At 60.2% G+C, this 20,867-nt stretch carries 21 protein-coding genes and 2 pseudogenes; 8 read left to right on the top strand and 15 right to left on the bottom strand.

The features are described 5' to 3' along the window. Positions 1-30: 30 nt before the first annotated feature. From ACS4RR_RS26495 to ACS4RR_RS26480, 4 genes are read right to left on the bottom strand one after another with little or no spacing between them, the layout of a single operon-like run. Entirely contained in the window at positions 31-588 is a 558-nt protein-coding gene (locus tag ACS4RR_RS26495) for a GNAT family N-acetyltransferase (RefSeq protein ID WP_260112096.1), read from the bottom strand. Then, the gene (locus ACS4RR_RS26490) at positions 585-1,784 is read right to left on the bottom strand and encodes a M20 aminoacylase family protein (protein ID WP_456190419.1); all 1,200 of its coding nucleotides are present in this window, start codon (positions 1,782-1,784) and stop codon (positions 585-587) included. Before ACS4RR_RS26490 ends, ACS4RR_RS26495 begins: the two co-directional genes overlap by 4 nt. Before the next feature lie 17 nt (positions 1,785-1,801). Beyond that, positions 1,802-3,151 (bottom strand): LLM class flavin-dependent oxidoreductase, encoded by a 1,350-nt coding sequence (locus ACS4RR_RS26485; RefSeq protein ID WP_260112094.1) that lies wholly within the window; start codon positions 3,149-3,151, stop codon positions 1,802-1,804. A 24-nt stretch (positions 3,152-3,175) separates the two neighbouring features. Then, complete coding sequence (locus ACS4RR_RS26480; protein WP_260112093.1) at positions 3,176-4,168, bottom strand: LLM class flavin-dependent oxidoreductase; 993 nt, start codon at positions 4,166-4,168, stop codon at positions 3,176-3,178. Between the two features lie 220 nt (positions 4,169-4,388). Between ACS4RR_RS26480 and ACS4RR_RS26475 the strand changes: the two genes are divergently transcribed. Beyond that, positions 4,389-4,670 (top strand): type II toxin-antitoxin system Phd/YefM family antitoxin, encoded by a 282-nt coding sequence (locus ACS4RR_RS26475; protein WP_222384952.1) that lies wholly within the window; start codon positions 4,389-4,391, stop codon positions 4,668-4,670. After that, complete coding sequence (locus ACS4RR_RS26470) at positions 4,670-4,993, top strand: type II toxin-antitoxin system RelE/ParE family toxin (protein ID WP_222384951.1); 324 nt, start codon at positions 4,670-4,672, stop codon at positions 4,991-4,993. The genes ACS4RR_RS26475 and ACS4RR_RS26470 overlap by 1 nt, the downstream gene beginning before the upstream one ends. Positions 4,994-5,099: 106 nt before the next feature. On the opposite strand, the gene ACS4RR_RS26465 is transcribed toward ACS4RR_RS26470, so the two are convergent. The 8 genes and pseudogenes from ACS4RR_RS26465 to ACS4RR_RS26430 form a co-directional block, all read right to left on the bottom strand. Then, positions 5,100-5,642 carry a two pore domain potassium channel family protein gene (locus ACS4RR_RS26465; protein WP_222384950.1) on the bottom strand — a complete coding sequence of 181 codons (543 nt, stop codon included), beginning with the start codon at positions 5,640-5,642 and terminating at the stop codon, positions 5,100-5,102. 93 nt (positions 5,643-5,735) lie between these two features. After that, positions 5,736-6,428 (bottom strand): hypothetical protein, encoded by a 693-nt coding sequence (locus ACS4RR_RS26460; protein WP_072637588.1) that lies wholly within the window; start codon positions 6,426-6,428, stop codon positions 5,736-5,738. A gap of 31 nt (positions 6,429-6,459) precedes the next feature. Continuing rightward, on the bottom strand, positions 6,460-7,029 hold the full coding sequence (locus tag ACS4RR_RS26455; protein WP_260112092.1) for an OmpA family protein: 570 nt from the start codon (positions 7,027-7,029) through the stop codon (positions 6,460-6,462). Positions 7,030-7,056: 27 nt separating this feature from the next. Then, positions 7,057-7,485 (bottom strand): cysteine rich repeat-containing protein, encoded by a 429-nt coding sequence (locus ACS4RR_RS26450; RefSeq protein ID WP_260112091.1) that lies wholly within the window; start codon positions 7,483-7,485, stop codon positions 7,057-7,059. A 50-nt stretch (positions 7,486-7,535) separates the two neighbouring features. Further along, positions 7,536-7,805 carry a hypothetical protein gene (locus ACS4RR_RS26445; protein ID WP_064245797.1) on the bottom strand — a complete coding sequence of 90 codons (270 nt, stop codon included), beginning with the start codon at positions 7,803-7,805 and terminating at the stop codon, positions 7,536-7,538. Between the two features lie 120 nt (positions 7,806-7,925). Beyond that, a pseudogene (locus ACS4RR_RS26440) lies at positions 7,926-8,257 on the bottom strand (HupE/UreJ family protein); the annotation flags it as partial. A 67-nt stretch (positions 8,258-8,324) separates the two neighbouring features. Then, positions 8,325-9,842, bottom strand: coding sequence for a DUF1254 domain-containing protein (locus ACS4RR_RS26435; protein ID WP_260299762.1), 1,518 nt, complete (start codon positions 9,840-9,842; stop codon positions 8,325-8,327). A gap of 63 nt (positions 9,843-9,905) precedes the next feature. Continuing rightward, positions 9,906-11,336: a DUF1254 domain-containing protein gene (locus ACS4RR_RS26430; protein WP_222385026.1), complete on the bottom strand. Its 1,431-nt coding sequence runs from the start codon at positions 11,334-11,336 to the stop codon at positions 9,906-9,908. A gap of 342 nt (positions 11,337-11,678) precedes the next feature. On the opposite strand from ACS4RR_RS26430, the gene ACS4RR_RS26425 reads away from it, so the two are divergent. From ACS4RR_RS26425 to ACS4RR_RS26400, 6 genes and pseudogenes are all read left to right on the top strand, one after another. Then, the gene (locus ACS4RR_RS26425) at positions 11,679-13,487 is read left to right on the top strand and encodes an adenylate cyclase (protein WP_222384947.1); all 1,809 of its coding nucleotides are present in this window, start codon (positions 11,679-11,681) and stop codon (positions 13,485-13,487) included. Between the two features lie 125 nt (positions 13,488-13,612). Continuing rightward, positions 13,613-14,416: a DUF2092 domain-containing protein gene (locus ACS4RR_RS26420; protein ID WP_409995344.1), complete on the top strand. Its 804-nt coding sequence runs from the start codon at positions 13,613-13,615 to the stop codon at positions 14,414-14,416. Further along, positions 14,413-14,625: a hypothetical protein gene (locus tag ACS4RR_RS26415; RefSeq protein ID WP_064245806.1), complete on the top strand. Its 213-nt coding sequence runs from the start codon at positions 14,413-14,415 to the stop codon at positions 14,623-14,625. Before ACS4RR_RS26420 ends, ACS4RR_RS26415 begins: the two co-directional genes overlap by 4 nt. A gap of 130 nt (positions 14,626-14,755) precedes the next feature. Then, entirely contained in the window at positions 14,756-15,985 is a 1,230-nt protein-coding gene (locus ACS4RR_RS26410; protein WP_170281418.1) for an alpha/beta hydrolase, read from the top strand. A gap of 14 nt (positions 15,986-15,999) precedes the next feature. Further along, positions 16,000-16,114, top strand: a pseudogene (locus ACS4RR_RS26405) (transporter); the annotation flags it as partial. Between the two features lie 200 nt (positions 16,115-16,314). Then, on the top strand, positions 16,315-16,653 hold the full coding sequence (locus tag ACS4RR_RS26400) for a DUF2147 domain-containing protein (protein ID WP_017968843.1): 339 nt from the start codon (positions 16,315-16,317) through the stop codon (positions 16,651-16,653). Positions 16,654-17,153: 500 nt separating this feature from the next. Here ACS4RR_RS26400 and repC read toward each other — a convergent pair whose 3' ends face one another. The 3 genes from repC to repA form a co-directional block, all read right to left on the bottom strand. Beyond that, on the bottom strand, positions 17,154-18,464 hold the full coding sequence (gene repC / locus ACS4RR_RS26395; RefSeq protein ID WP_456190418.1) for a plasmid replication protein RepC: 1,311 nt from the start codon (positions 18,462-18,464) through the stop codon (positions 17,154-17,156). A 199-nt stretch (positions 18,465-18,663) separates the two neighbouring features. Next, on the bottom strand, positions 18,664-19,653 hold the full coding sequence (repB, locus tag ACS4RR_RS26390) for a plasmid partitioning protein RepB (protein WP_260112088.1): 990 nt from the start codon (positions 19,651-19,653) through the stop codon (positions 18,664-18,666). Continuing rightward, positions 19,650-20,867: a plasmid partitioning protein RepA gene (repA, locus tag ACS4RR_RS26385; protein ID WP_260112087.1), complete on the bottom strand. Its 1,218-nt coding sequence runs from the start codon at positions 20,865-20,867 to the stop codon at positions 19,650-19,652. The genes repB and repA overlap by 4 nt, the downstream gene beginning before the upstream one ends.

The raw sequence follows: 20,867 nt of genomic DNA, 5'->3' as shown, positions 1-20,867 counted from the left end.
CCCTTTTATGATTGTCGGTCTTTGCCATTTTCAGAAATTTTCACCGGCCACGCGCAGGCGCGGTTCGGCATCTTCGTGCGCAGGGTCAGCGAGATGGCTGATGTCCTTCTCGAAGGGCAGGCTCTTGTAGATCTCGGGATCGGCGGAGGTGTCGAAGAGAGCGGTGTAGCCGTAGTTCAGATAGAGGCCGACGGCTTCGGGCTGGCGAAAGCCGGTCGTCAGGTAGATGCTGGAATAGCCTTGGCGGGCGGCCTGGGCCTCCAGTTCCACCAGCACCTTGCGGGCAAGGCCCTGACGGCGCAGATCGGAGCGCGTCCAGATGCGTTTGAACTCCGCCGTGCGTTCGTCATAATTCTTGAAGGCGCCGCCGCCGATGGTTTCGCCATCACGGATCAACAGGAGAAAATTGCCGTCAGGCGGCGCAAAAGCTTCGGGAGGATAGCGGTTCAGCTCGGCCGCAGCCCCTTCGGCATTGAAATAGTTGCCGTAGCGGCTGTCATATTCGTGGATCAATTCATCGATCAGCGGTTTGGCGCGTGGGTCGAGAGGGCTGGTATAGAGAACCGTATCGCTCATATCGTTCATCACCCGTTGTCATCAGTGAGGAAGGTTTCGGCGAGCCGCACCCAGTAACGGGCGGCGGGCGCGATGATCGCGTCGTTGAAATTATAGTGGGCGCTGTGGAGAGGAGCGCTGTCGCCATTCCCGACGAAGAGATAGCTGCCGGGATTTGCCTGCAGCATGAAGGCAAAATCCTCGCTCGCTGTCCTCGGCCGGAAATCCTTCTCGATCGCCGCGGGGCCGAGTGCGTCGTCGGCGACGTCGCGGGCAAAGGCCGTCTCCGCCGCATGGTTGATCAGCGCCGGAAAGCCGAGGCGGTAATTCACATCCGCCTCAGCGCCGAAGCTTTCGGCCTGGGCGCGGGCCAGTGCCGGAATGCGCTCTCGCAACAGCTGGCGGACCGTCTCGTTATAGGCCCGCATGGTCAGCTGCATCTCGACGCTTTCCGGGATGACGTTCGAGGCGGAGCCGGCATGGATCGAGCCGACGGTGACGACCGCCATCTCCTGCGGATCGACATTGCGCGAAACGACGCTCTGCAGCGCGGTGATGAAGGAGGCCGAAGCGAGCACCGGATCGACTGTCCGGTGCGGTTCAGCGCCATGGCCGCCCTTGCCGATGATCTTGATGATCGCCTTGTCGACCGAAGCCATGGCCGGGCCGGCGACGAAGCCGAATTGGCCCGTCGGCACACCCGGCCAATTGTGCAGCCCGAAGACCGCATCGACAGGAAAACGTTCGAACAGGCCCTCCGAGATCATCTTTCGGGCGCCGGCGCCGATTTCCTCGGCGGGCTGGAAGATCAGCCGCAGCGTGCCGCTGAAATTGCCACTTTCGGCGAGATAACGGGCGGCGGCGAGCAGGATCGACGTATGCCCGTCATGGCCGCAGGCATGCATGACACCAGGATTGCTGCTGGTATAAGCCAGACCGGTCGCCTCCTCGATTGGCAGCGCGTCAATGTCGGCGCGGATGCCGATCCGCTTTTTACCATCGCCGCGCTTGAGGGTGGCGACGATGCCGGTTCCGGCAATGCCCGTCGCCACCTCATAGCCCCAGGAGGAAAGGTGGGATGCCACAAGCTTGCTGGTTCTGAGCTCCTGAAACGCGAGCTCCGGATATTGGTGCAGGTCGTGGCGAAGCGCGATGATCTCGTCGAGATAGGCGGCGATACCTTTCTCGACCGGATCGTTGCTGTGCGAGTTCTGAGCGATGATGTTCATTGCGGTTCGTCAGCGCCTCAAGCGCCGACAGCCTTTCCGCGCTCGACCTGGTCCGCGCCCGCCGCATAGCGGCTTTCGCGGAAGGGCAGGCCGAGATGGTCGCGCAGCGTCTCGCCCTTCAGGACCGGATCGAAATAGCCGCGTTCCGTGAGGATCGGCAGAACGTATCTGGAGAAGTCGTCGAAGCCCTCGGCGATGACAGGGAAACCGAGGATGAAGCCGTCGGCGGCGCCATGGTCCACCCAGCGGATGATCTCGTCGGCGATATGCTCGGCCGTGCCGATGAATGCCGTGCGCGGCGTTGCTGAATCGAGCGCGACCTGGCGGAGCGTCAGGCCTTTCTCCCGCGCCGTCTTCTTGATGCGGTCGGTGGTGGCGCGGAAATTGTTCCTGCCGATATCGCCGAGTTCCGGGAATGGCTCGTCGAGCGGATAGACTCTGAAATCATGATGATCGAAGAAGCGGCCGAGATAGAGCAGTGCCTCCTCTGTCGTGACGAGGTTGCGGATCGCCTGATACTTGGCTTCCGCCTCTTCCTGCGTCGCACCGACGATCGGTCCGATACCGGGATAGATACCGACTTCCGCGGCACTGCGGCCATGGGCAATTACGCTGTCCTTGAGCTGGCGGTAGAAGGCCTGCGCCTCCTCGAACGGCCCGCCATTGGTGAAGACGGCATCGGCATGTTTGCCGGCGAGCCGGATGCCGGAATCCGAGGCGCCAGCCTGGAACACGACCGGCTGGCCCTGACTGGAACGGCCGATATTGAGCGGCCCCTCGACGCGGAAGAAGCGGCCCTTGTGGTTGAGGCGATGCATCTTCGTCTTGTCGACAAAGACGCCGGTCTCGCGGTTGCGGACGAAGGCGTCGTCGTCCCAGGAATCCCACAGGCCCTTGATCGCATCGATATAATCCTCGGCGATCTCGTAGCGCAGTTCGTGCTCGGGATGTTCGCGGCTGTAATTGCGCCCCGAGCCCTCGAGCGGCGAGGTCACCGCGTTCCACCCTGCCCTGCCGCCGCTGATGAGATCGATCGAGGCGAACTGGCGGGCGATGGTGAAGGGATCGCTGTAGGAGGTCGAAACCGTGCCGACGAGACCGATTTTCGAGGTCGAGGCGGCGAGCGCCGAGAGAATGGCGATGGGCTCGAAGCGGTTGAGGAAATGCGGAATGGACTGTTCGTTGATGTAGAGCCCGTCGGCAACGAAGGCGAAAGCGATGCCGGCCGCCTCCGCCTTGCGCGCCGTCTTGACGAAGAACTCGAAATTGACGCTGGCATCGGCCGGTCCGCTTGGATGCTTCCAGGCATTCATGTGACCGCCGGGACCCTGCAGCATGATGCCGAACGTGACGTGTCTTTGAGCCATGGGATCAATCCTTTTTGGAAACGGTCAGGCGACGAGGGAAAGCCGCTCTTTGGCGAGCAGCTCGATGGAGGCCAGGCGCTCGGCGGCCGAAAGCGCCGGCGTGTCGAGCACGAACTCCTTGACCCCGTAGCGGCGGTGAAGTTCGTCCAGCTTCTTGCGGATCTGCTCCGCCGTGCCATGCAGCACGCTCGGCACCTTTTCCTCGATGCGGTAATCGGTGACGCCGGCCTGGCGGGCAAATTCGGCCGCCTGCTCCTCGCTGCCGACATTAACGGTCTGGCCGTTCGGCAGGAACACCTTGACGATGCGCAGCTTGCCGACGCGCTCGCGGGCATAGTCCTCGCTTTCGGCGGCGAAGGCTGCGAGCGCCAGGATCGGGCGCTTGCCGCCGGATGCCCGCTCATACGCCTCGAAGGCTCTGCGCAAATTGTCAGGATCGCCGTTCAGGTGACCGGCGAAAACGAGTTCCCAACCCTTCTCGGCAGCGAGCTCGGCGCTTTCGACGCTGGCGCCGAGGAGGAAACGTTCGGGAGCAGCCGGCGGGAAAGGCGTTGCCTGCGCCCCCTCGTAATTCGGGTCGGCAGCGAGATATGTGTTGAGATCGGAAAGTTGGCTTGCGAAATCGGGCTTCCTAGCCGGATCGACGCCAAGCTGCAGGGCGCGCGTCGAGAGCGGAAAGCCGCCCGGCGCCTTGCCGACACCGAGATCGACGCGGCCGGGCGCAAGCGATGCCAGAAGATTAAAGGTCTCGGCAACCTTATAGGCGCTGTAGTGCTGCAGCATGACACCGCCGGAGCCGATGCGGATCCTCGATGTCCTGGCAAGGAGATAGGCGATCAGCGCTTCCGGCGCCGAGCTCGCCAGATTGGACATGGCATGATGCTCGGCGACCCAGAAACGGTGATAACCGAGTTCCTCGGCCCGGGCGGCAATCTTTACCGTCGCCCGCAGCGCATCTGCGGCCGTTAGACCCTGTTCGATCGGGCTTTTGTCGAGAAGACTGAGGAGGTAGGTCATGGCACCACGATCCGATCCCTGGTTGCAAAGCTTAGTCTATAAAATCAGTAGACACACTTCGTTATAAGAAATGGCATTCTCTTTCGAACGCGTTGAGTAAAAAAAGCGGCCGCACCGAAGATGGAAAATCGGATGCCGGGAATGTGTGCCGCCGGCATTGAAAGGCTTCTTTCAATCGACCACTTGATGGTCTATATTCTGGTCGATAGGGAGTAACTGCATGAAGCTGTCAGAACAGGTCAAGCCGATCAGCTATCTCAAGGCGCATGCGCCCGAGATCATCCGGACACTGAAGGATAACCCGCAGCCGGTCGTCATTACGCTTCACGGCGAGGCGAAAGCCATCCTTCAGGATGTCGGCCAATACGAAGAAACACAGGAGACGCTGGCGCTCCTGAAGGTGCTGGCGCTCACCAACCGGAAGGTCGAGGAGGGCAAACTGCGCCCCGCTGCGGAATCCTTCGCCCGCATCCGCCAACGTCTGGCGGACAGCCGATCCTGATGCCATATCGTGTTCTTTTCGCTGAGGACGCGGAACGCGACATCGAGGATCTCTATCGCTTCATCGCTAGCCGCGACGGCTCTGAGACGGCAGAGCGCATCCTGACGGAAATCGAGAGTGCCTGCGCCGAGCTTGAAGAATTCCCCGCCCGCGGAAATATTCCGAAGGAGTTGGCCGGTATCGGAATTTCCGAATATCGGGAACTGCACCATAAGCCGTGGCGCATGATCTATCGCATCCTGGGCACGGATGTCGTCGTCTACTGCGTGGTAGACGGACGGCGCGACATGCAGAGTTTTCTGGAGCGAAGGCTTATCCGCTGATGTCCGGCATGTCGTTGTTGAGCGCTTCGGATCTACGGCTTGTGCCGGTCAAGCGCTGCCATAATCTTGCCCGTATACAGGTCTGGGAAGACGCGGCCCGGCAGATTTACCCGCCTTCTGGAAATCTCGCGACGTCGTGAGCGAGTGGGCGAGCATCCTGATACTCCGCTTTTGCCTCTATCACACGCTCCTGCCTCGCCCGCAGGCGGTCGAACTTGCCGAAGTCGGTCATGATGCTGACCAGGACGCTACCCGTCCAACCGAAGGTGAAGAGGCCCGACATGCCAATGATCGGGCCGAGCAGACGCCAGCGATCCGGGAGGGTGACGGTTCCCTCGCCCAGCGTCGTATAGCTCTCAAGCACGTAGTAGTAGCTGTCACGCATCGAGGGGATGATGGCCCTGACATAGAGAGGCATCGCCCAGATCAGCGTTTCTGCGAAATGCAGAATCGCCAGCGCGGCGATCGTCGCGGCCAGCATCAAGTTCAGACGCCAGTGCGGCGTGGCCCTCGTGACGCCTGCCCATGACTTGCTGAATTGAAGGCTGATGCTCCGGATACCAGCGCCGTGCACGAAGATGACCGCAACGAGAAACACAGTGCCGACGAGTATTTCCAGAACTGGATCAGGATTCGATAGATGGTCCAACTGCGACGTCCTCGGTCTTGCAACGCCCGCTGGAAGGACCGTCAGCCTTCCAACGCGCCGAAACCAGCACTGCCATGTTGCGATACCCTGGTGCTAGTAGCAGGGTGGATACGGGTAATATCCGCAAGCCGGAGGCGGATAATAGCGACGATCCTCTGCGACTGCGGCACCGATTGCGGCCCCCGCAACGACGCCCGCTCCGTAATAGGCGCCCGGATGGGCATACCATCCGCCACGCCAGACGGGGGCGCGAAAACCAGCGCCTCCGACGGCGACCCCTCCGTAAGGACCACGTGCCGCAAACCAGTCGATGAACAGCGATGCGGGGCCGTCGGCTCCGGCGAGATCACCTTCGAGCACAGCCACCTCGAAGGTGAGATTTGTTCCCTCGAGCTTCGGTGTCTTCAAGACGACGACCGCATCAGCGACTGTGTCGCCCTTGCCGCTCAGGACCGATATCGTCGCGTTCGGAGGATCCTTGGCGAAGCTATCTGCCCCCTCGCCCCACTGCTTGATGAACTCGGAGGTCAGCACATGACCGGCAGAGCGCACCGGGCGGTCGGCAAACACGATAGACACGGCCGAGATGCCGCTCATCGTCAGTTTGCCGTTCTCGAGCCTCGCCCCTCCGGAGTTGAGGACGGCGAGCGACGGCACCATTTTTGACTTAGGCGCGCCGATGGTCTTCTGAGCGGGCGCCGAGATGGCGTCCTGCGCGAGAACCGGCGTTGACGATAGAAGACCTGCTGCGATTGCGATTAGGCACATGTCGGAGATTCTAAGCATCTGCTTCCTCCCTTTTTTCCACTGAGTGGCGTTATTTCAACAGTCCCAGATTGATTAGTTGAACCCGTCGATTGTCTGCCGACTCCGGGTGACCCGGATCGATCGGCCATTCCTCGCCGGCTCCGACTGAAAAAAGGCGATCTGGCGAAACCGCAAAGGTGGTCGACAGCGCTTCGTTGATCGCGTCGGCGCGTTTCTGACTGAGTTCGAGATTGTGCTTGGCGGTCCCCGTCGCGCTCGAGTGTCCGACGATCAGGAACTTGTACCGGAACAGGTCCGGATGGTGCAGGGCGTCGGCGATGAGCCCAACAGTGCGGTAGGATTTTGGCTCGATGGCAGTCGAGTTGTTTTCGAAATCGATCTCGACGATCAACTGCGATAGCTGTGACAACTTGTTCCAGTTGGGCAGGGTGGCGACGCCCTTCCCGACATTGGCACTGGCTTCCTCCACAAGCAGAGCGACGTCGACGGCGGGAGCCGCCGCCTTGACCTGTCCGAGAGTGGTCATGATCTGCGTGTTGTCGATCTGCTGGGCCGAGGCGATGCACGGAGCCATTAACAGGCCGAGTGCCAGCGAAATGCGATGGCCGTGAACCATCATCTTGTTCTCCCTTTTTCCGGTCATGGTTCACCGCCATCCAGCGTCGGTGATTGCCTGGTTGCAAGCCTTGTTGTCCACGCGCTTCGTCTCGACCAGGCAGGAGAGGATGTTCCCGTCGCCCTTCACGCTGTTGCAGTATTGGGAGATGTCATGCTGGCAGACCTTGAACGCCGACGCCTGCGCCTCCTGGCGCTGGGCGATCGACGACATAACGCTGCCAAGGGTCGCCGTGCAGGTCGGGGAGACCTTCGACGAATTCTTCTCGAGGCAGGCCTGTATGCGGCCGTTCCCGAGGTTCTCGCCGTTGCAGAGCTTCTTGATGTCCGGCCCACACTCCTTGGCAAGAGTCGTGACCGCATCGGCGTAACTCATAGTGTCGGCGCGCCCGCCCGCGGTGAGCGCGAGGAAGCCGGCGAGCGCCGCGCCTGCGAAGATACCAAGTCTGTTCATCATCATTGTTCCTCCTGAAGCGATTGATCTGAAGTACATCGAATGCTTGGTGGCGGTTATCGTCGTCGCGGTTTGAATGGGACGACTGCGGCTCTATCGAGGGACTGCTCGATCTCGGTCCGCATGCTGTCGATTAGCTCCCTATATTCGGCGAGGCGCTCGTCGCGCTCTGGAGCGGTTGACTGTTGCCATCTCACCTCCTCGTTGTTCGCGATCTCGAAGTCGTCGCAAAGGTCGCGAAACCCCTCGCTGCGCAAAGCGAACTCCTCGATCGCATCAGCGCGGTCCTTGAAGCAGCTCTTTACGAAACCAACACCGTTTGCCATCCGGTTTCATCCATTCACGTGGATCGTCTGACTGCAGGCGATCTCAGGACATGATGATACAAATCTCTCGTATCGGAGCGTATGTTACCGTAACCAACGGCCCCGCGGCCGACACACCTGCTAGAACGCCGCTGCGCGCTCCACGAACCAGAAGGCCGCCACCGCTCCGATCGCGTAGGTCGCCGTCGTGAAGGCATGACGACCAAGCCAAGCCGGATATCTCGCCAACCTCACAACTGCGATCAGGCCGATTGCCACGGTAATGAACATCAACTGGCCGACCTCGACGCCGACATTGAAGAACAGCAGGGCGAGTGGAATGTCTCCAGCCGGAAGTGCCAGCGCCGAAAGCGCACCCGCGAAGCCCAGTCCATGCAGCAGTCCAAACGCGCAGGGCGACCATTCAAGGCCGGGTCGGCCGTGATGCTCGACTGACCGTTATGGATCCGAATCTGGATTATGCCTATTTTCTGAAGATCGAGCGGATGGAGAACCATCCGCTCGATTCGACTGTTTCCCCTATTGCACCAGTTCGATCTCGCCCGGCTTCCAGGTCTTGTTGAACCACGGCTCCAACGGCCCGTAGAGGCGAAGGAGCATGAACCAGCCCTTGCCCGGAATCGTCTCCACCCAGTTGTTCTCCATCCCCGCCGGCGCTTTGGGTCCGAAGTAGACATCCGTCGAGCCATCCGCATTGACATTGACGCCTTTGCTCTGGCTGCTGACGCTCGGGGCTTGCTGGTCGGTTTGGACCATCGAGCGGGTCTGGTTGTCGTAGACGATGACCGACCAGAAATCCTTGACCGGGATGTTGGGAGGCAGGCGTAGCTTATAGTTCTTGCCGCCATCGAAGGGATTGCCCCTCGCATCCTGCACCGACCAGGGATACTGCGAGCCCTGGCCCACCATTTTTTCCTCCATCGCCGGAGTCACCGCAATGGCAAAGTAGTAAAAGAAGACGGCACCGTCCAAGTTGCTGACACCGGGCGCTGTCTCGAACTTGTAGCCGCCCAAAAACGGCAGGCGCCACGCACTATCCGGATAAAAATACGCATCCTTCGGGCGAATCTTGAAGGCGATCGTCCGTGCCGTCACGGCCCCGATGTTGGCGGCGTCGGCGAGGATCTTCTTCATCCGCTCGTCGGGTGCGAAGGGTTTGCCCTTTTCGATGCCGATCGAGGCGAACAGGCCCAAGGTGGTGGGATCGGAACCGCCCGCCGGCTCTTCCTGGATGACCTGGTTCAACAGGGTCCAGAACGAGTAGTCACCCGGTGAGACAAAGTTCGAAGGAATTCCAGAGGCATTGACGAATTTCATCGGCGGCGGGTTGGCGGCATCGGCCAGGGGATAGATCCGCAGGTTCTTCTTGACCGAATCGACCGCGGGTTGGGTGGAGCCGTCTACAAGGAAAGCGCGAAAGACGAAGTAGCTGCCAAAGGTGCTCGGCCGCAAAACGTGGTACCCGGCTGGTATGTCGCCCTTGAATCCAGGCGGCAACAGGAGGTACTTGCCGCCCTCGCCCTTGTCGGCCCCGGTGATGCCGATGTCGCCCACCCACTTGTACCAGAAGTCGTCGACCGTCCCGAGTACCTTGGGCGGAATCTCGGCCACCACCGGTCCCTTGCTCGTGTCGACCCACATGAAGTTGTAGATCGTGTTGTCGTTGCCAGTCAGCGCGACGGTCTTCGAATCCATCAGACTTTCCCAGATCACGTTGGTCTGGTTGTCTGGTCCGAACTTGCGCAGCGAGTCGCGCATGCCGGCCTGATTGACGATCGGGATTGCCAGCAGATAAGCCTGCAACGCACGCGAACGGTCCAGGTTGTCGTAGATTTTGTCGACCGTATCTTCCGATGGGTAGCCGTAATGGAGCTTCAGCGTCCCGATCGACGACTCGATCTTGTCCGGCACGGCGACGCCCGGTGCGATAGGCGTCGTCATCTTGTAGGACCGTGCGGCCGTATCGGCGGAAGCGGTGCCCAGGCCCATCAACACCATCGCGGCGGTGGCGCAAATCAGTCGCGTCATGCGTATCATTGTTTTTCCCTCATCGACATCCGACACCAGGCCGGTCGAGATAATTCATGGTCTGTACTAATATTACGCCACATTGATACCGGGCGGCTGCCACGTCCCTTCGCCGGCCGGCAGTATCGAAGGCGCTTCGGTCTTCGGCCAGTACAGGCGCATCACCAGATAGATCGTGCCGTCCGGGGCCGGAAGCCAGTTGGCTTCCTTGTCCGCTCCGGGGCTGTCTTTCTGGATATAGAGGGTGAGCGAGCCGTCCTCGTTCTTCTTCATGCCCGGCAACATCGGAGAGTTGATGAGGTAGCGATTGATCGGGTTCTTGATCAGGAGCTGGCTTTTGCCGTCATACATCGTCACCGACCAGAAGGAGTTCACCGGCGGGAGCTGCCCGGCCGGAAAGGTGAGAGTGTAGTTGTGCTTGCTGCCGTCGAGCGGCTCCCCGGTCGCATCCGTTCTGGTGAAAGGATACATGGCCTCTGCTGCATCGTTGCCATAGAGGCCTGCCTTTGCAGCTCCGGCTCGCAGCAACCAATCGCCGTTGTAGAAGGCTTCGTCGCCAAGAAGCGAGCTGACGTTCCAGCCGTTGATGGGTTTGTTTCCGCTGGCGAGCCATTTGTTGATTTTATCGTCGCCTTGCTTCATGCCTATCAGCATTTCGGCCTTATGTTCGAGCGATAGATCCTTCAACTCGAAGGTCTTGCTTGGACCGATGCCAATCTTCGCCAGTTTCGCGCGGATTTCCTTATCCCTTGGCGTCTCGGGGACGTATTGCAGTGCCGCGTCGAGATATTGGAAGAAGTTGTCCTTGATTCCGGCAGTGGTGGCCGGCAGGAAATCGATCTTCGGCGCGGTCGCCGGGGCGGGTTGCTTCAGGAAAGCGGAAAGCGGCTGCGCCTTGTAGCCAGCCTGCACCTTTTCCACGTTCGGCATATCTTCGACGTTGATAAGCTGAGTCCGAAAATTGGCGAACACGAATGGGGTGGTCGAGGAAAAGACTTGGCTGATGCCGGCCGGTTTCTCGCCTTTCCAGTCGGGTCCGACAACCAGATAGGAACCCGGAACGTTGCCCGTGGCGCGGCTGCCGATATAGCCAAAGTTATAGGTGTTGCCGTCAATCAACTGCACCGAATAATAACGCTCCTTCTCCACCGCCGACACGGAGATCACCATCGGCTCGGCGCGCAGATCCAGCCACAGAATGGAGTACGGCGTGTCGCTGTTCGGCGTGATGACCGCCGTATCTTCGTAGGTTGCCACGTGGTTGAGGTTGTCGATCTTATTGAACGGCGCCTTGAACTGGCTGGACTTCGGATCGACGGCGAACTCGTTCATGACTGCATAATTCATCACCAGCGGCAGACCGTAGATGAAGCCTTCCTCAGCGATGTTCTTGGCCTCGATGATGCCGGGATAGCTTTGCGCCATCAGCCGGCTTGGCCTTGCAATCGCGGCGCCGGCGGCGATCGCCGCGGCGGAGCGAAGTAGATCTCGCTTCGTCAACATTTGTCGTACTCCTATTGTTCGATGAGTTGTCGAATCCCCTTCGGCAGCACTTCCGCCCCATCCAACCAGAGTTGCCTGCGGCCGCGATCGTCGCCGGGCACTGTAAAAGCGCAAGTATGTAACTGTAACATACCAGTACGGCGCCGGGCGGCGCGGACACATGGTGCGGTGATCGGGGCAGTACTACACAATCTGGATAGTTCGGTTCCGACGTGGAGTGACTACAACCCAACGGTCTTACCTCTGTGGACGCCATTCAATTTCTAGTGTAGGTTACAGTCCGTTGGGAAAATAAAGCCACTTCGTGCATACGCGGCCTCAAGAGCGGGTGAGGAGAAGGCCATGCAGAATCAATCGCCACCGGCGCGCGATGCAGCGCCGTGTTTGTCTCGTGCTCCACCGAACCAGGACGAGATTCGCGCGCAACTCGAACGTATCCTTTGCAGTCATGAGTTTCCGAAGGTGGGCCGAAGCGCCGCCTTCCTCACCTATGTCACGGAAGAGGCGCTTGCGGGCCGCGCCGAGCGCATCAAGGGCTACTCGATTGCCATCGAAGTATTCAAGCGGCGCGAAGGGTTCAAGCAGGACGATCCCGTAGTCCGTATAGAGGCTGGTCGGCTGCGTCGCACGCTGGAGCGCTACTATTTGGTCGCCGGACAAAATGATCCGATCAGGATCGACATCCCCAAAGGCGGTTACGCGCCATCTTTCGTCTGGAATGAAGAGGTCCCGGCGTCTTCTGACGACCGGCTTGCGACACTGCGTCAACGATTTCAGAAATTGATGCCATTCGGTCTTGGAGCTGGCATCATGCTCGGCGTAGTCATGGTGGCGCTGGCCGTTTCTGCCTACTTGCTACCCATAAGGTTGGACTCTACATCGCAGGGATCCATCGAGGAAGGCCCGACGCTCGTCGTCGCCCCGTTCGCCAATCTCGGAGACGGGCCGCAGGCTGCCCTTTATACGGCGGGGCTGACCGAGGAGCTTCTGACCGCCCTTCCTCGCTTCAAGGAGATCAGGGTTTTTGGTCGTGAGACATCGAAGTCCTTGCCATCCGGCGTCGAGGCGTCCCAGGTGCGTGGCGAGCTGGGCGCTCGCTTCCTCCTTGCGGGCGGCGTTCGTGTTTCGGGTGACCGCATTCGCGTGACGGCGCGCCTGCTTGATACCGAAAATGACGAAATCCTGTGGTCGCAGACCTACGACGACGACATCAAGAGTGGCGATCTGTTCGGCATTCAGTCTGATGTCGCAAACAAGGTGGCGAGCGCAGTGGCCCAGCCCTACGGCATCATGGCTCAGGCTGACGTCTCCAATCCGCCCCCTGACGATCTTGGCGCCTACGCCTGCACGCTGAGCTTCTATGGATACCGTGCGGAATTGAGTGCCACACGGCACTTGGACGTGCGGCAGTGCCTCGAAAGAGCCGTCGCCCGCTATCCATCCTTTGCCACCGCATGGGCGATGCTTTCCATCATCTATCTCGACGAGGACCGGTTCCGGTTCAATCCGAGCACCAACGGGTCGGCTCCGATTGATCGCAGCCTGCAGGCGGCTCGTCGCGCCGTGCAACTGGATCCGGACAACACGCGCGCCCATCAGGCGCTGATGACGGCGTTGTTCTTCCATCAGGAGGTTTCCGAAGCCCTCCACGTCGGCGAACAGGCATTGGCAACCAATCCAAACGATACCGAACTGCTTGGAGAGTTTGGTACGCGTGTCGCGATGAGTGGGGAATGGCAACGGGGTGCCGAACTGCTCGACCGCGCTCTTGCCCTCAACCCAGGCGGCGGCGGCTATTACCATGGCACCCGCGCACTCGCCGCCTATATGCTGCATGACGACGAGACTGCGGTCATCGAGATCAAGCAGGCGAATCTGCAGAAGTTTCCGCTCTTCCATGCCGTCGCCGCGGTCATTTACGTGAATGCGGGGATGATGGACGACGCGCGCCGCGAGGCTTCCAGTTTCGAGGCGATGCGGCCGGATTTCATTCCCAACGTGGTGGCCGAACTCAAGGCAAGAAACTTCCGACCCGCTGACAGGGCAAGACTGATCGCGGATATAAGAAAGGCTGGCCTTCCCGCGTCCGACGAGGTGGAGGCGTCGATGCTGTGGCGGCCTCAAGGATCGGCTGTGCTAGTCCCACGATAGCGCCGCGGGAGGGCAGCGCACCGAGCCGTTTCGGCACAGATGCTACCAGATGTTACGGGCGTTTGCCGTCGCCCGACTGTAGAGTTCGCCGGATTGCAACGATCCGCTCGGGAGGGCATGCATCGATGACCAGACCATCAGGAAGATCTCAGCAGTTCGCGACCGTACTCGCGGCGGGGGCGCTCGCCATGTTTGTGTCCGGATCCTTGTCGGCAACCCGTGCCGATGAAACCGATGCCAAGAAGCTGGTGAAGGCGATGTCGGACTATCTCGCCTCCCAGAAGACGATCTCATTCGACTACGACACCAATCTCGAGGTCGTAACCGCCGACCATCAGAAGATCCTGCTTGCAAGCTCCGGCAAGATGGAGATGGGCCGACCCGACAAGCTCCGCGTCACCCGGCATGGCGGGTTTGCCAATGTCGAGATGACATTCGATGGCAAGACGGCGACCATGTTCGGCAAGGACGCCAATCTCTATGCGCAAGCCGAGGTGCCCGGCACGATCGATCACCTCGTGGACGAAATGCGGGACAAACTGCATCGCCCCGTTCCCGGTGCAGACCTCCTAATGCCCGACGTCTACGGCACGTTGATGGACGGCGTGACCGACGTGAAGGATCTCGGCAGTGGGGTCATCGGCGGCGTCGAATGCGATCATCTGGCCTTTCGCACCAAGGAGGTGGACTGGCAGATCTGGATCGCTCAGGGCGACCATCCCTATCCCTGCCGCTACGTGATCACCGCGAACCAGGTCGACCAGGGGCCGCAGTACAGCATCCAGATCAGCGACTGGAAGACGGGCGCCGACGTCCTGGCAGCGGACTACACGTTCAAAAATACGACGGACGCCAAGAAGATCGATCTGTCGAAGCTCAAGGACACTGACGAACTTCCCGATCACCTCGCAAAAGGAGCGAAGCAATGACCCTGTTCAGACGCGTGAGAGTGCTCCTCATTGCCGCGGTCGTTGGCATTTCCGGGCTTGAGGTCGCTGAGAAATTTTCAATTCCCGTGCCAGACGGCATCGTAACCCCGGCCGAAGCCCGGATCGGCCGACCGCTGACGCCGGTCAGCGTCGCCGGAGTGGCACGGCGCACCGTCAGGCGCTGCGCGGTCGGCGTCTACTACTGTTAGGACGAGGCGATCGAGGGGCTGTCTGTAGACATTTTTTTGATGAGGGTGATCTGTGAGCAGTCAAAGTGGCGTAGCGCCGGTATCGGCTCAAACGAGCTGGCTTCGTTGGTTTCTTGTATGTTCAATGATCATGGCACTACCCGGATGCGGCGGCCATCCAAAGGACGTGCTGACACCCGTGGCCGACACGTCACCGCAGTCGCCGAAGGTCGACATGCTGATCGCGACGACCCGCACCCGGTCGACCGTTCCGGGCGAGATGTTCAACGGAGAACGTGCGCTGGCCCCGGCCTTCGCCGACATGACGATCTCGATTCCGCCCAGCAAGGTTCGCAAGGAAGGACAGGTCGCCTGGCCGAAGAGATTGCCGTCCAATCCGGCGACGGACTTCGCCACCGTGAAGGCCGACGATCTTAACGTCGACGAAGCCAAGAAGTGGCTGAGCGCGACCGTCAGGAAAACTCCTGACGGCAGCGTTCTCGTGTTCATTCACGGTTTCAACAACCGGTTCGAGGATGCGGTCTACCGCTTCGCACAGATCGTTCACGACTCCGGCGTCCATAGCGCGCCCGTCCTGGTGACATGGCCGTCGCGCGGCAGCCTGCTCGCCTACGGCTATGACCGCGAAAGCACCAACTACACCCGCAACGCCCTCGAGACGCTTTTCCAGTATCTGGCAAAGGATCCCGAGGTGAAGGAAGTCTCGATCCTCGCGCATTCGATGGGCAATTGGCTGGCTCTGGAATCCTTGCGCCAGATGGCTATCCGCAACGGCCGGCTGCCGGAGAAATTCAAGAACGTCATGCTGGCGGCTCCCGACGTCGACGTGGACGTGTTCCGGCAGCAGATTGCCGATATGGGAAAGCAGCACCCACAGTTCACGCTGTTTGTCTCCCGTGACGACAAGGCGCTGGCGTTTTCGCGCCGGGTCTGGGGCGACGTCTCCCGGCTCGGCGCCATCGACCCGGAGCAGGCCCCGTATAAGAAGGAGCTCGAGGACAATAAGATCATGGTGATCGACCTTACCAAGATCAAATCGGGCGACAGCATGAACCACGGCAAGTTCGCGGAATCGCCACAAATCGTGCAGCTCATTGGCCAGCGCATTTCGGAGGGGCAGACGCTGACCGACAGTCACGTCGGACTTGGCGATCAGATCTTGGTTGCGACCACCGGAGCGGCGACCGCCGCGGGCAACGTCGCTGGTCTGGTTCTAGCCGCGCCCGTTGCCGCGCTCGATCAGGATACGCGAGACAACTATGCGAGCCACGTCAACAACCTGGCGGGCACGAATGGGGCGCAGCCAGCAGTCAAACACTGCGAGGAAGGACGACCGACGCCGAACTGCGGACGGCAATAATGACTTTCAATCTGCAGCAGCCAATCAGCCGCGTGGCCGGGATCCGGTATCGGGCGGATGCCCCCGTGAACGGACGGACCTCAAGGGCTCGGCTGCCGCGTGGCGCTGACGTTCCTCTTCCCGAAGTGAACGTCCCTCATCGTAAAGGAACGTCGTGGTATTCGAGACGAACCGGCAATGCCTCTCCGGATTGGCTTTGGGCGTTCTTTTCTTACGATCAGTAGTTCCGCAAAAGTGCAGGTCCCAATCGGACAGAGCATACCAGAAGCTACGAGCCTCGCATGGCGCAAAGCCGTAGACTCCGGGCCAATTCAACCGAGGAGCACATCATGAACCGCATAATTTTCGCTGCCGCCGCACTCGCAGCCTCCGCAGCCATCGCCTATGCACAAGACCCGATCGTCGGGAACTGGAAGACCGAACTTGGCGATACCGCCGCGATCGCTCCCTGTGGCAGTGGCTACTGCATCACGTTGAAATCCGGCAAGCATGCCGGCGAGCAGATCGGGAACTTCAATGGCAAGGACGGAAGCTACGAGGGCAAGATCACCGATCCAGATGCGAAAAAGACTTACGACGGCTCCCTGACGGTCTCCGGCGACGCGCTGAAGATGAAGGGCTGCGTCCTTAAGGTCGTCTGTGAGTCGCAGACCTGGCCCCGTCTTTGACGACTGCACAAAAGGATGGCATCGATCACGCCTTCACAACGTCAGGTTGCCAAAGACGCGGCTTGGCACGTGTTTCTCGCCGGGCGCGGTAGAGCGAGATTCTCCGTCGTCTCGTCACAACTTACCTCAACGTCGGCCCGGTTCCGCCAACATTTCCAGGAGGCCTCCTAACCCGATCACTACGAAGACGCCCGCCCCTTGGACGGCTACCATGAGCGGGAGCGAGCTTCGCAAGATCGAGTCGTCATTTAGCGATGGGGTGCGAACGCATGAATGGTACGGTAGGCGATCGATGCGGGGTGCGGATTCCGTATCTTCAAACGTCAGACGAGTAGCGTTTTAGGATCAAGGCCCCTCCTCTCCTCTTTCATGATCGCTCCGATCATCCGGTCGCCTGCGAGCGCCTGCCATTCCGATGGCGTTTTAAGATTAAGATCGACATCGCTACCCGGCCGCTCAAAGCCGCGAGCTACGGGCGCCCGCCGCACGGAGCCGAAGACCTATCCAACTTTCCGCCCGGCCGGCACATTTGCCCGCAGAAGCGCCATCAGCATCGGCCCGATCGCGAATTCGCCCTTTTCGGTTCGCCGCGTCAGGCCACGAAGATAGCCACCGGCCGAATTGATGTGGCCGCCGCGCTCCAGGATGCATGCCATCACGGTCGCGGCGTTTTCCGGACCCATCACATTGGCCGCCTCTTCGTAGGCCGACGGACTGACGCCCAGCATCGATCGAACGATGACGGCCGCGGCCATCAGATCACGCCAGTTGCGGATTACGCCAGCCGGCCCATAGGTAAGGATTTCCGGGCAGGCCTGCAGAACCAGGCCGAGTGGGAAGGATTTCAGTCCGCCACCATCATTGCGGACGCCCGCCCGTCGACTTTGCTCTTCCTCCTTCTTCTGACCGTGCGGATGGGCAGTCTCACCCCCACCCTTCTTTGGCGTCACGGCCCCTCGGTCGTTGTCTTGCTCAGCTGTCGCGCCCTGCTTCGTTTCGAAGCGTGGTTCAAGTTCAGAGATGGAGTCGGGATTTGAATTCTGTATGTGACGCTCGATATAATCGGCATTGCCGCGTTGTTTTGTTGATTTAACTCGAATTTCCAGCTGGTTAAGAACGTCTGTGCGCAGGCCCGTCAATTCACCCAGCATCAGTTCAAGCTGCGCTGTTGTCGGCGATCGCGGCAGGCCTTCGATCAGGTCCCGGAATTCGCGGTATAGGCTTTGCCAATCCCCAGGGATGTCTTCTTCAACTGCCGCTTCGATCAGTTTTGCAATGTCACGGCGGCAAAGAGTGATGCGTTCACGCAGACGCTGGACATGCAGCCGCTCAGCCATCACCTCGGCCGCAAGCCGTTCGATCTCCTCGGCACGGGCAAGCAGCGGCGCAAGCGAGAAACCGAAAGCCTCGTTGACCTCCCCTGTCCTGTCTCTGCGGACATAACGCTTGCCATTGGGACTATCCTTGCGCAGCAGAAGACCTGCCTCGACGAGCGCGGCGAGATGACGCCGCACAGTCTGTTCGGCCATGCCATGCGTTCTGAGCGAAAGCTGGATATTCGACGGGAAGACGATCAAACCGTTTCCCTGGGCCAGCTCATTCTTCGGATAAAAGCTCAAAAGAGCGTTGAGCACGGCAAGCGCTCGATCGCCGATGCCGAGCAGCGGCTTTGCTTCGCATAGCGCGCGAAACAATTTCCACTTATCGACCGACTGATCCGGCTTGATCTCCCCGGCCATGACTTGATTTGCAAGCATGCCAAGCGTCATCGACCGCCGCCCGAAAGGCGTCGTCACATTCCCGGTTTCCATATCTTCCACCTCAACGAGGCAAAAGAAATCCACTCACCAAAACGGCGCCAAATACTCTTGACAGCGATTCTCGGAAGTGCGATTCTCGGAGGTGTTCAAGACTACGAGGAAAGCTTCCGTGACGGTGACGTTCGGGGGCTTTTTTCTTTTGCGCGTTATCTCCTATTCGGATTGTCAGCTGACAACCGGTCTAACTGCCTCATTTTCCCTCATTTTCCTCTTCGAACTCGGCGGCGAGGCCTACCAACCGCTGAGCCAGGAATTCCGAAAACGCCGCCGATCTGGCGGTGATGCGAAAGGTTTTGCCGGAACGGGCTACCAAAGCAAGCGGCGCGCCGCCTTGGGTCCGGAGCGTCTGCTCGGCCCGCTGCGGTGCGCTCTTCTCCTCCAGTGCCTTCCAGATGACATCGAAGCGGCTGTTGGTCTCCAACGCGTCAAAACCGGCGGCACTGATTGCAGCCCGCGCCTTCTTCTGTCCGCCCGTCTCTCTGAATTTCTCGGCAAACGCCAACCAGCGTGGACGACCGACCTTGGGGGTCGGGCCGATGGCGAGAATGATCTCGGGGTCGATCGTCTGTGCCACCTGCAGGAGCCTTGACGTTTCCGGCTTGTCCGTCGCCAGCGCCTTGGCAATCATGTCGCGGCTGAAGCCATGTTCATCCATGCGACGAGCAAACAATGCCCGTTCGATAAAACTTAAGTCGACACGGGGGCCATTTTCCTGACCCTGTGCAAGGATCAGCTCTTCATCTGTGAGCTTTCGCACGACGGCCTTAACAGGAAGCCCGATCTCTGCGGCGGCCCGCAGGCGCCTGTGGCCATAGGCGGCCTGGTAGCGCCCGGCCCTTCCCGGGTCCGGCCGCACCAGGATCGGAACCTGCTGTCCGCTTTCCTGGATGGACTGCTTCAATCGCTCGAACTCGGCATCCTTGTCGACCGGGATACGGTCGCGGATGAAGGACATTTCGACGGCAGCCGGATCGATCTCCAGCACCTTGTCGCCGGAGGCCAGCGATTCGCGCAGCGCCTTGGCGGCCGCTGCTTCCTCTCCCAGCCGTCCGAGCGACAGGTTCATCGCCTTGACTGCTCCCGATGGCCGATGCGGCTGTTGAACGCTCGGCACCTCCGGCCGTGTCGGCTCGACCGCACCGACCATGCTCTTCAGGATGTCGCGTCCTTTTGGGCTCATGTCCTGCTCCATGCGCTGCGAATGAGTTGCTCGACCTCGGCATTGACGCTGTCGACGGATTCCACCCCGCGGTCATAGGTTTGGCGATGCATCGTCTCGCGTCCCGCCTCGTAGATTGTCTGCTTGGACAGGCCCGCGTCCGAGACCGCTGTGGACTTGACCATCATCGAGGTCAGCACGCGCTCGCCGAACAGACTGCGCAGGAAGGCGACGATCTGCGCCTGCGGTCCATCATTGGACTCATAGCGGGTGATCAGATAGCGCATCCAATCATAATCGAGATTGCCGCCTGCCTGCTTCACCACGGCCAGAAGGTCGGAAGTCATCGTCAGGAACTGGTTCATCGACGCGACGTCGAGCATCTGCGGATGGACGGTGATGAGGACGGAGGTGGCAGCGCAGAGAGCAGACAGCGTCAGGAAGCCGAGGGTCGGCGGGCAATCGATGATGACGACGTCATAGCTCTGCTCCAGCGAATGCAGCGCATTGCCGACCCGCATGAAGAACATGTCCTTGTCGTCGCGATTGGTGTCGGCGAGCGCCTTTGGAGTATCGTGCTCGAACTCGTGCAGTTCGAGATTGCCGGGGATGAGATCGAGCCCCGGAAAATAGGTCTGGCGGACGATGTCGGCTACGTCGCGGCGCGTTTCGTCATATTTGATGGCACCGTAAAGCGTCTCGTTTTCGCCGACATCGAATTCGGGCTGGTACCCGAGCATCGCCGACATCGACGCCTGCGGATCGAGGTCGACGGCGAGCACGCGGTAGCCGCGAAGAGCCAGGAACTGCGCGAGGTGAATTGATGTCGTCGTCTTGCCGGAACCGCCCTTGAAATTGGTGACGGCGATCACCTGGAGATGGTCCCCCGGCCTGCGCATGGGCAGATAGGAAGGTTTGGTGCGCCCGAGATGGTGGCGCATTGCATGGATTTCCTCAAGCGAGAACACCCGTCGACCGGCCGCCGTCTTTTCCGGATTGATGTTTTCCACTTGGGCGGCGAGGTGGCGAACATAGCTGTCGGTAACGCCGAGCAGCTTGGCAGTCTCTGTGCTGCTGAACCGCCGCAGCGATTTGCGGGCATCGGGCGAAAACAACCGCTCGAACAACACCTGCAATTGACTGCTGAGCATCGTCGAGTCCTGCGCGATCGTCTCGTCGATCGAAACTCGACTCGCTCTCTTGGCTTTCTCAACAATCGCGGCCTTGGTCGGCAT

Source organism: Rhizobium zaerense (assembly GCF_051810725.1).
Taxonomy (GTDB): domain Bacteria; phylum Pseudomonadota; class Alphaproteobacteria; order Rhizobiales; family Rhizobiaceae; genus Rhizobium; species Rhizobium leguminosarum_I.
Note: the sequence above shows the minus strand (reverse complement) of the source record. Positions and strands in the feature narration are given on the sequence as shown.

Excerpts from the sequence above, each read along its gene's own strand:
- ACS4RR_RS26490 (WP_456190419.1), bottom strand. The coding sequence starts at position 1,784 with ATGAACATCATCGCTCAGAACTCGCACAGCAACGATCCGGTCGAGAAA.
- ACS4RR_RS26485 (WP_260112094.1), bottom strand. The coding sequence starts at position 3,151 with ATGGCTCAAAGACACGTCACGTTCGGCATCATGCTGCAGGGTCCCGGC.
- ACS4RR_RS26480 (WP_260112093.1), bottom strand. The coding sequence starts at position 4,168 with ATGACCTACCTCCTCAGTCTTCTCGACAAAAGCCCGATCGAACAGGGT.
- ACS4RR_RS26475 (WP_222384952.1), top strand. The coding sequence starts at position 4,389 with ATGAAGCTGTCAGAACAGGTCAAGCCGATCAGCTATCTCAAGGCGCAT.
- ACS4RR_RS26470 (WP_222384951.1), top strand. The coding sequence starts at position 4,670 with ATGCCATATCGTGTTCTTTTCGCTGAGGACGCGGAACGCGACATCGAG.
- ACS4RR_RS26460 (WP_072637588.1), bottom strand. The coding sequence starts at position 6,428 with ATGCTTAGAATCTCCGACATGTGCCTAATCGCAATCGCAGCAGGTCTT.
- ACS4RR_RS26455 (WP_260112092.1), bottom strand. The coding sequence starts at position 7,029 with ATGATGGTTCACGGCCATCGCATTTCGCTGGCACTCGGCCTGTTAATG.
- ACS4RR_RS26450 (WP_260112091.1), bottom strand. The coding sequence starts at position 7,485 with ATGATGATGAACAGACTTGGTATCTTCGCAGGCGCGGCGCTCGCCGGC.
- ACS4RR_RS26445 (WP_064245797.1), bottom strand. The coding sequence starts at position 7,805 with ATGGCAAACGGTGTTGGTTTCGTAAAGAGCTGCTTCAAGGACCGCGCT.
- ACS4RR_RS26435 (WP_260299762.1), bottom strand. The coding sequence starts at position 9,842 with ATGATACGCATGACGCGACTGATTTGCGCCACCGCCGCGATGGTGTTG.
- ACS4RR_RS26430 (WP_222385026.1), bottom strand. The coding sequence starts at position 11,336 with ATGTTGACGAAGCGAGATCTACTTCGCTCCGCCGCGGCGATCGCCGCC.
- ACS4RR_RS26425 (WP_222384947.1), top strand. The coding sequence starts at position 11,679 with ATGCAGAATCAATCGCCACCGGCGCGCGATGCAGCGCCGTGTTTGTCT.
- ACS4RR_RS26420 (WP_409995344.1), top strand. The coding sequence starts at position 13,613 with ATGACCAGACCATCAGGAAGATCTCAGCAGTTCGCGACCGTACTCGCG.
- ACS4RR_RS26415 (WP_064245806.1), top strand. The coding sequence starts at position 14,413 with ATGACCCTGTTCAGACGCGTGAGAGTGCTCCTCATTGCCGCGGTCGTT.
- ACS4RR_RS26410 (WP_170281418.1), top strand. The coding sequence starts at position 14,756 with ATGGCACTACCCGGATGCGGCGGCCATCCAAAGGACGTGCTGACACCC.
- ACS4RR_RS26400 (WP_017968843.1), top strand. The coding sequence starts at position 16,315 with ATGAACCGCATAATTTTCGCTGCCGCCGCACTCGCAGCCTCCGCAGCC.
- repC (WP_456190418.1), bottom strand. The coding sequence starts at position 18,464 with ATGGAAACCGGGAATGTGACGACGCCTTTCGGGCGGCGGTCGATGACG.
- repB (WP_260112088.1), bottom strand. The coding sequence starts at position 19,653 with ATGAGCCCAAAAGGACGCGACATCCTGAAGAGCATGGTCGGTGCGGTC.
- repA (WP_260112087.1), bottom strand. The coding sequence starts at position 20,867 with ATGCCGACCAAGGCCGCGATTGTTGAGAAAGCCAAGAGAGCGAGTCGA.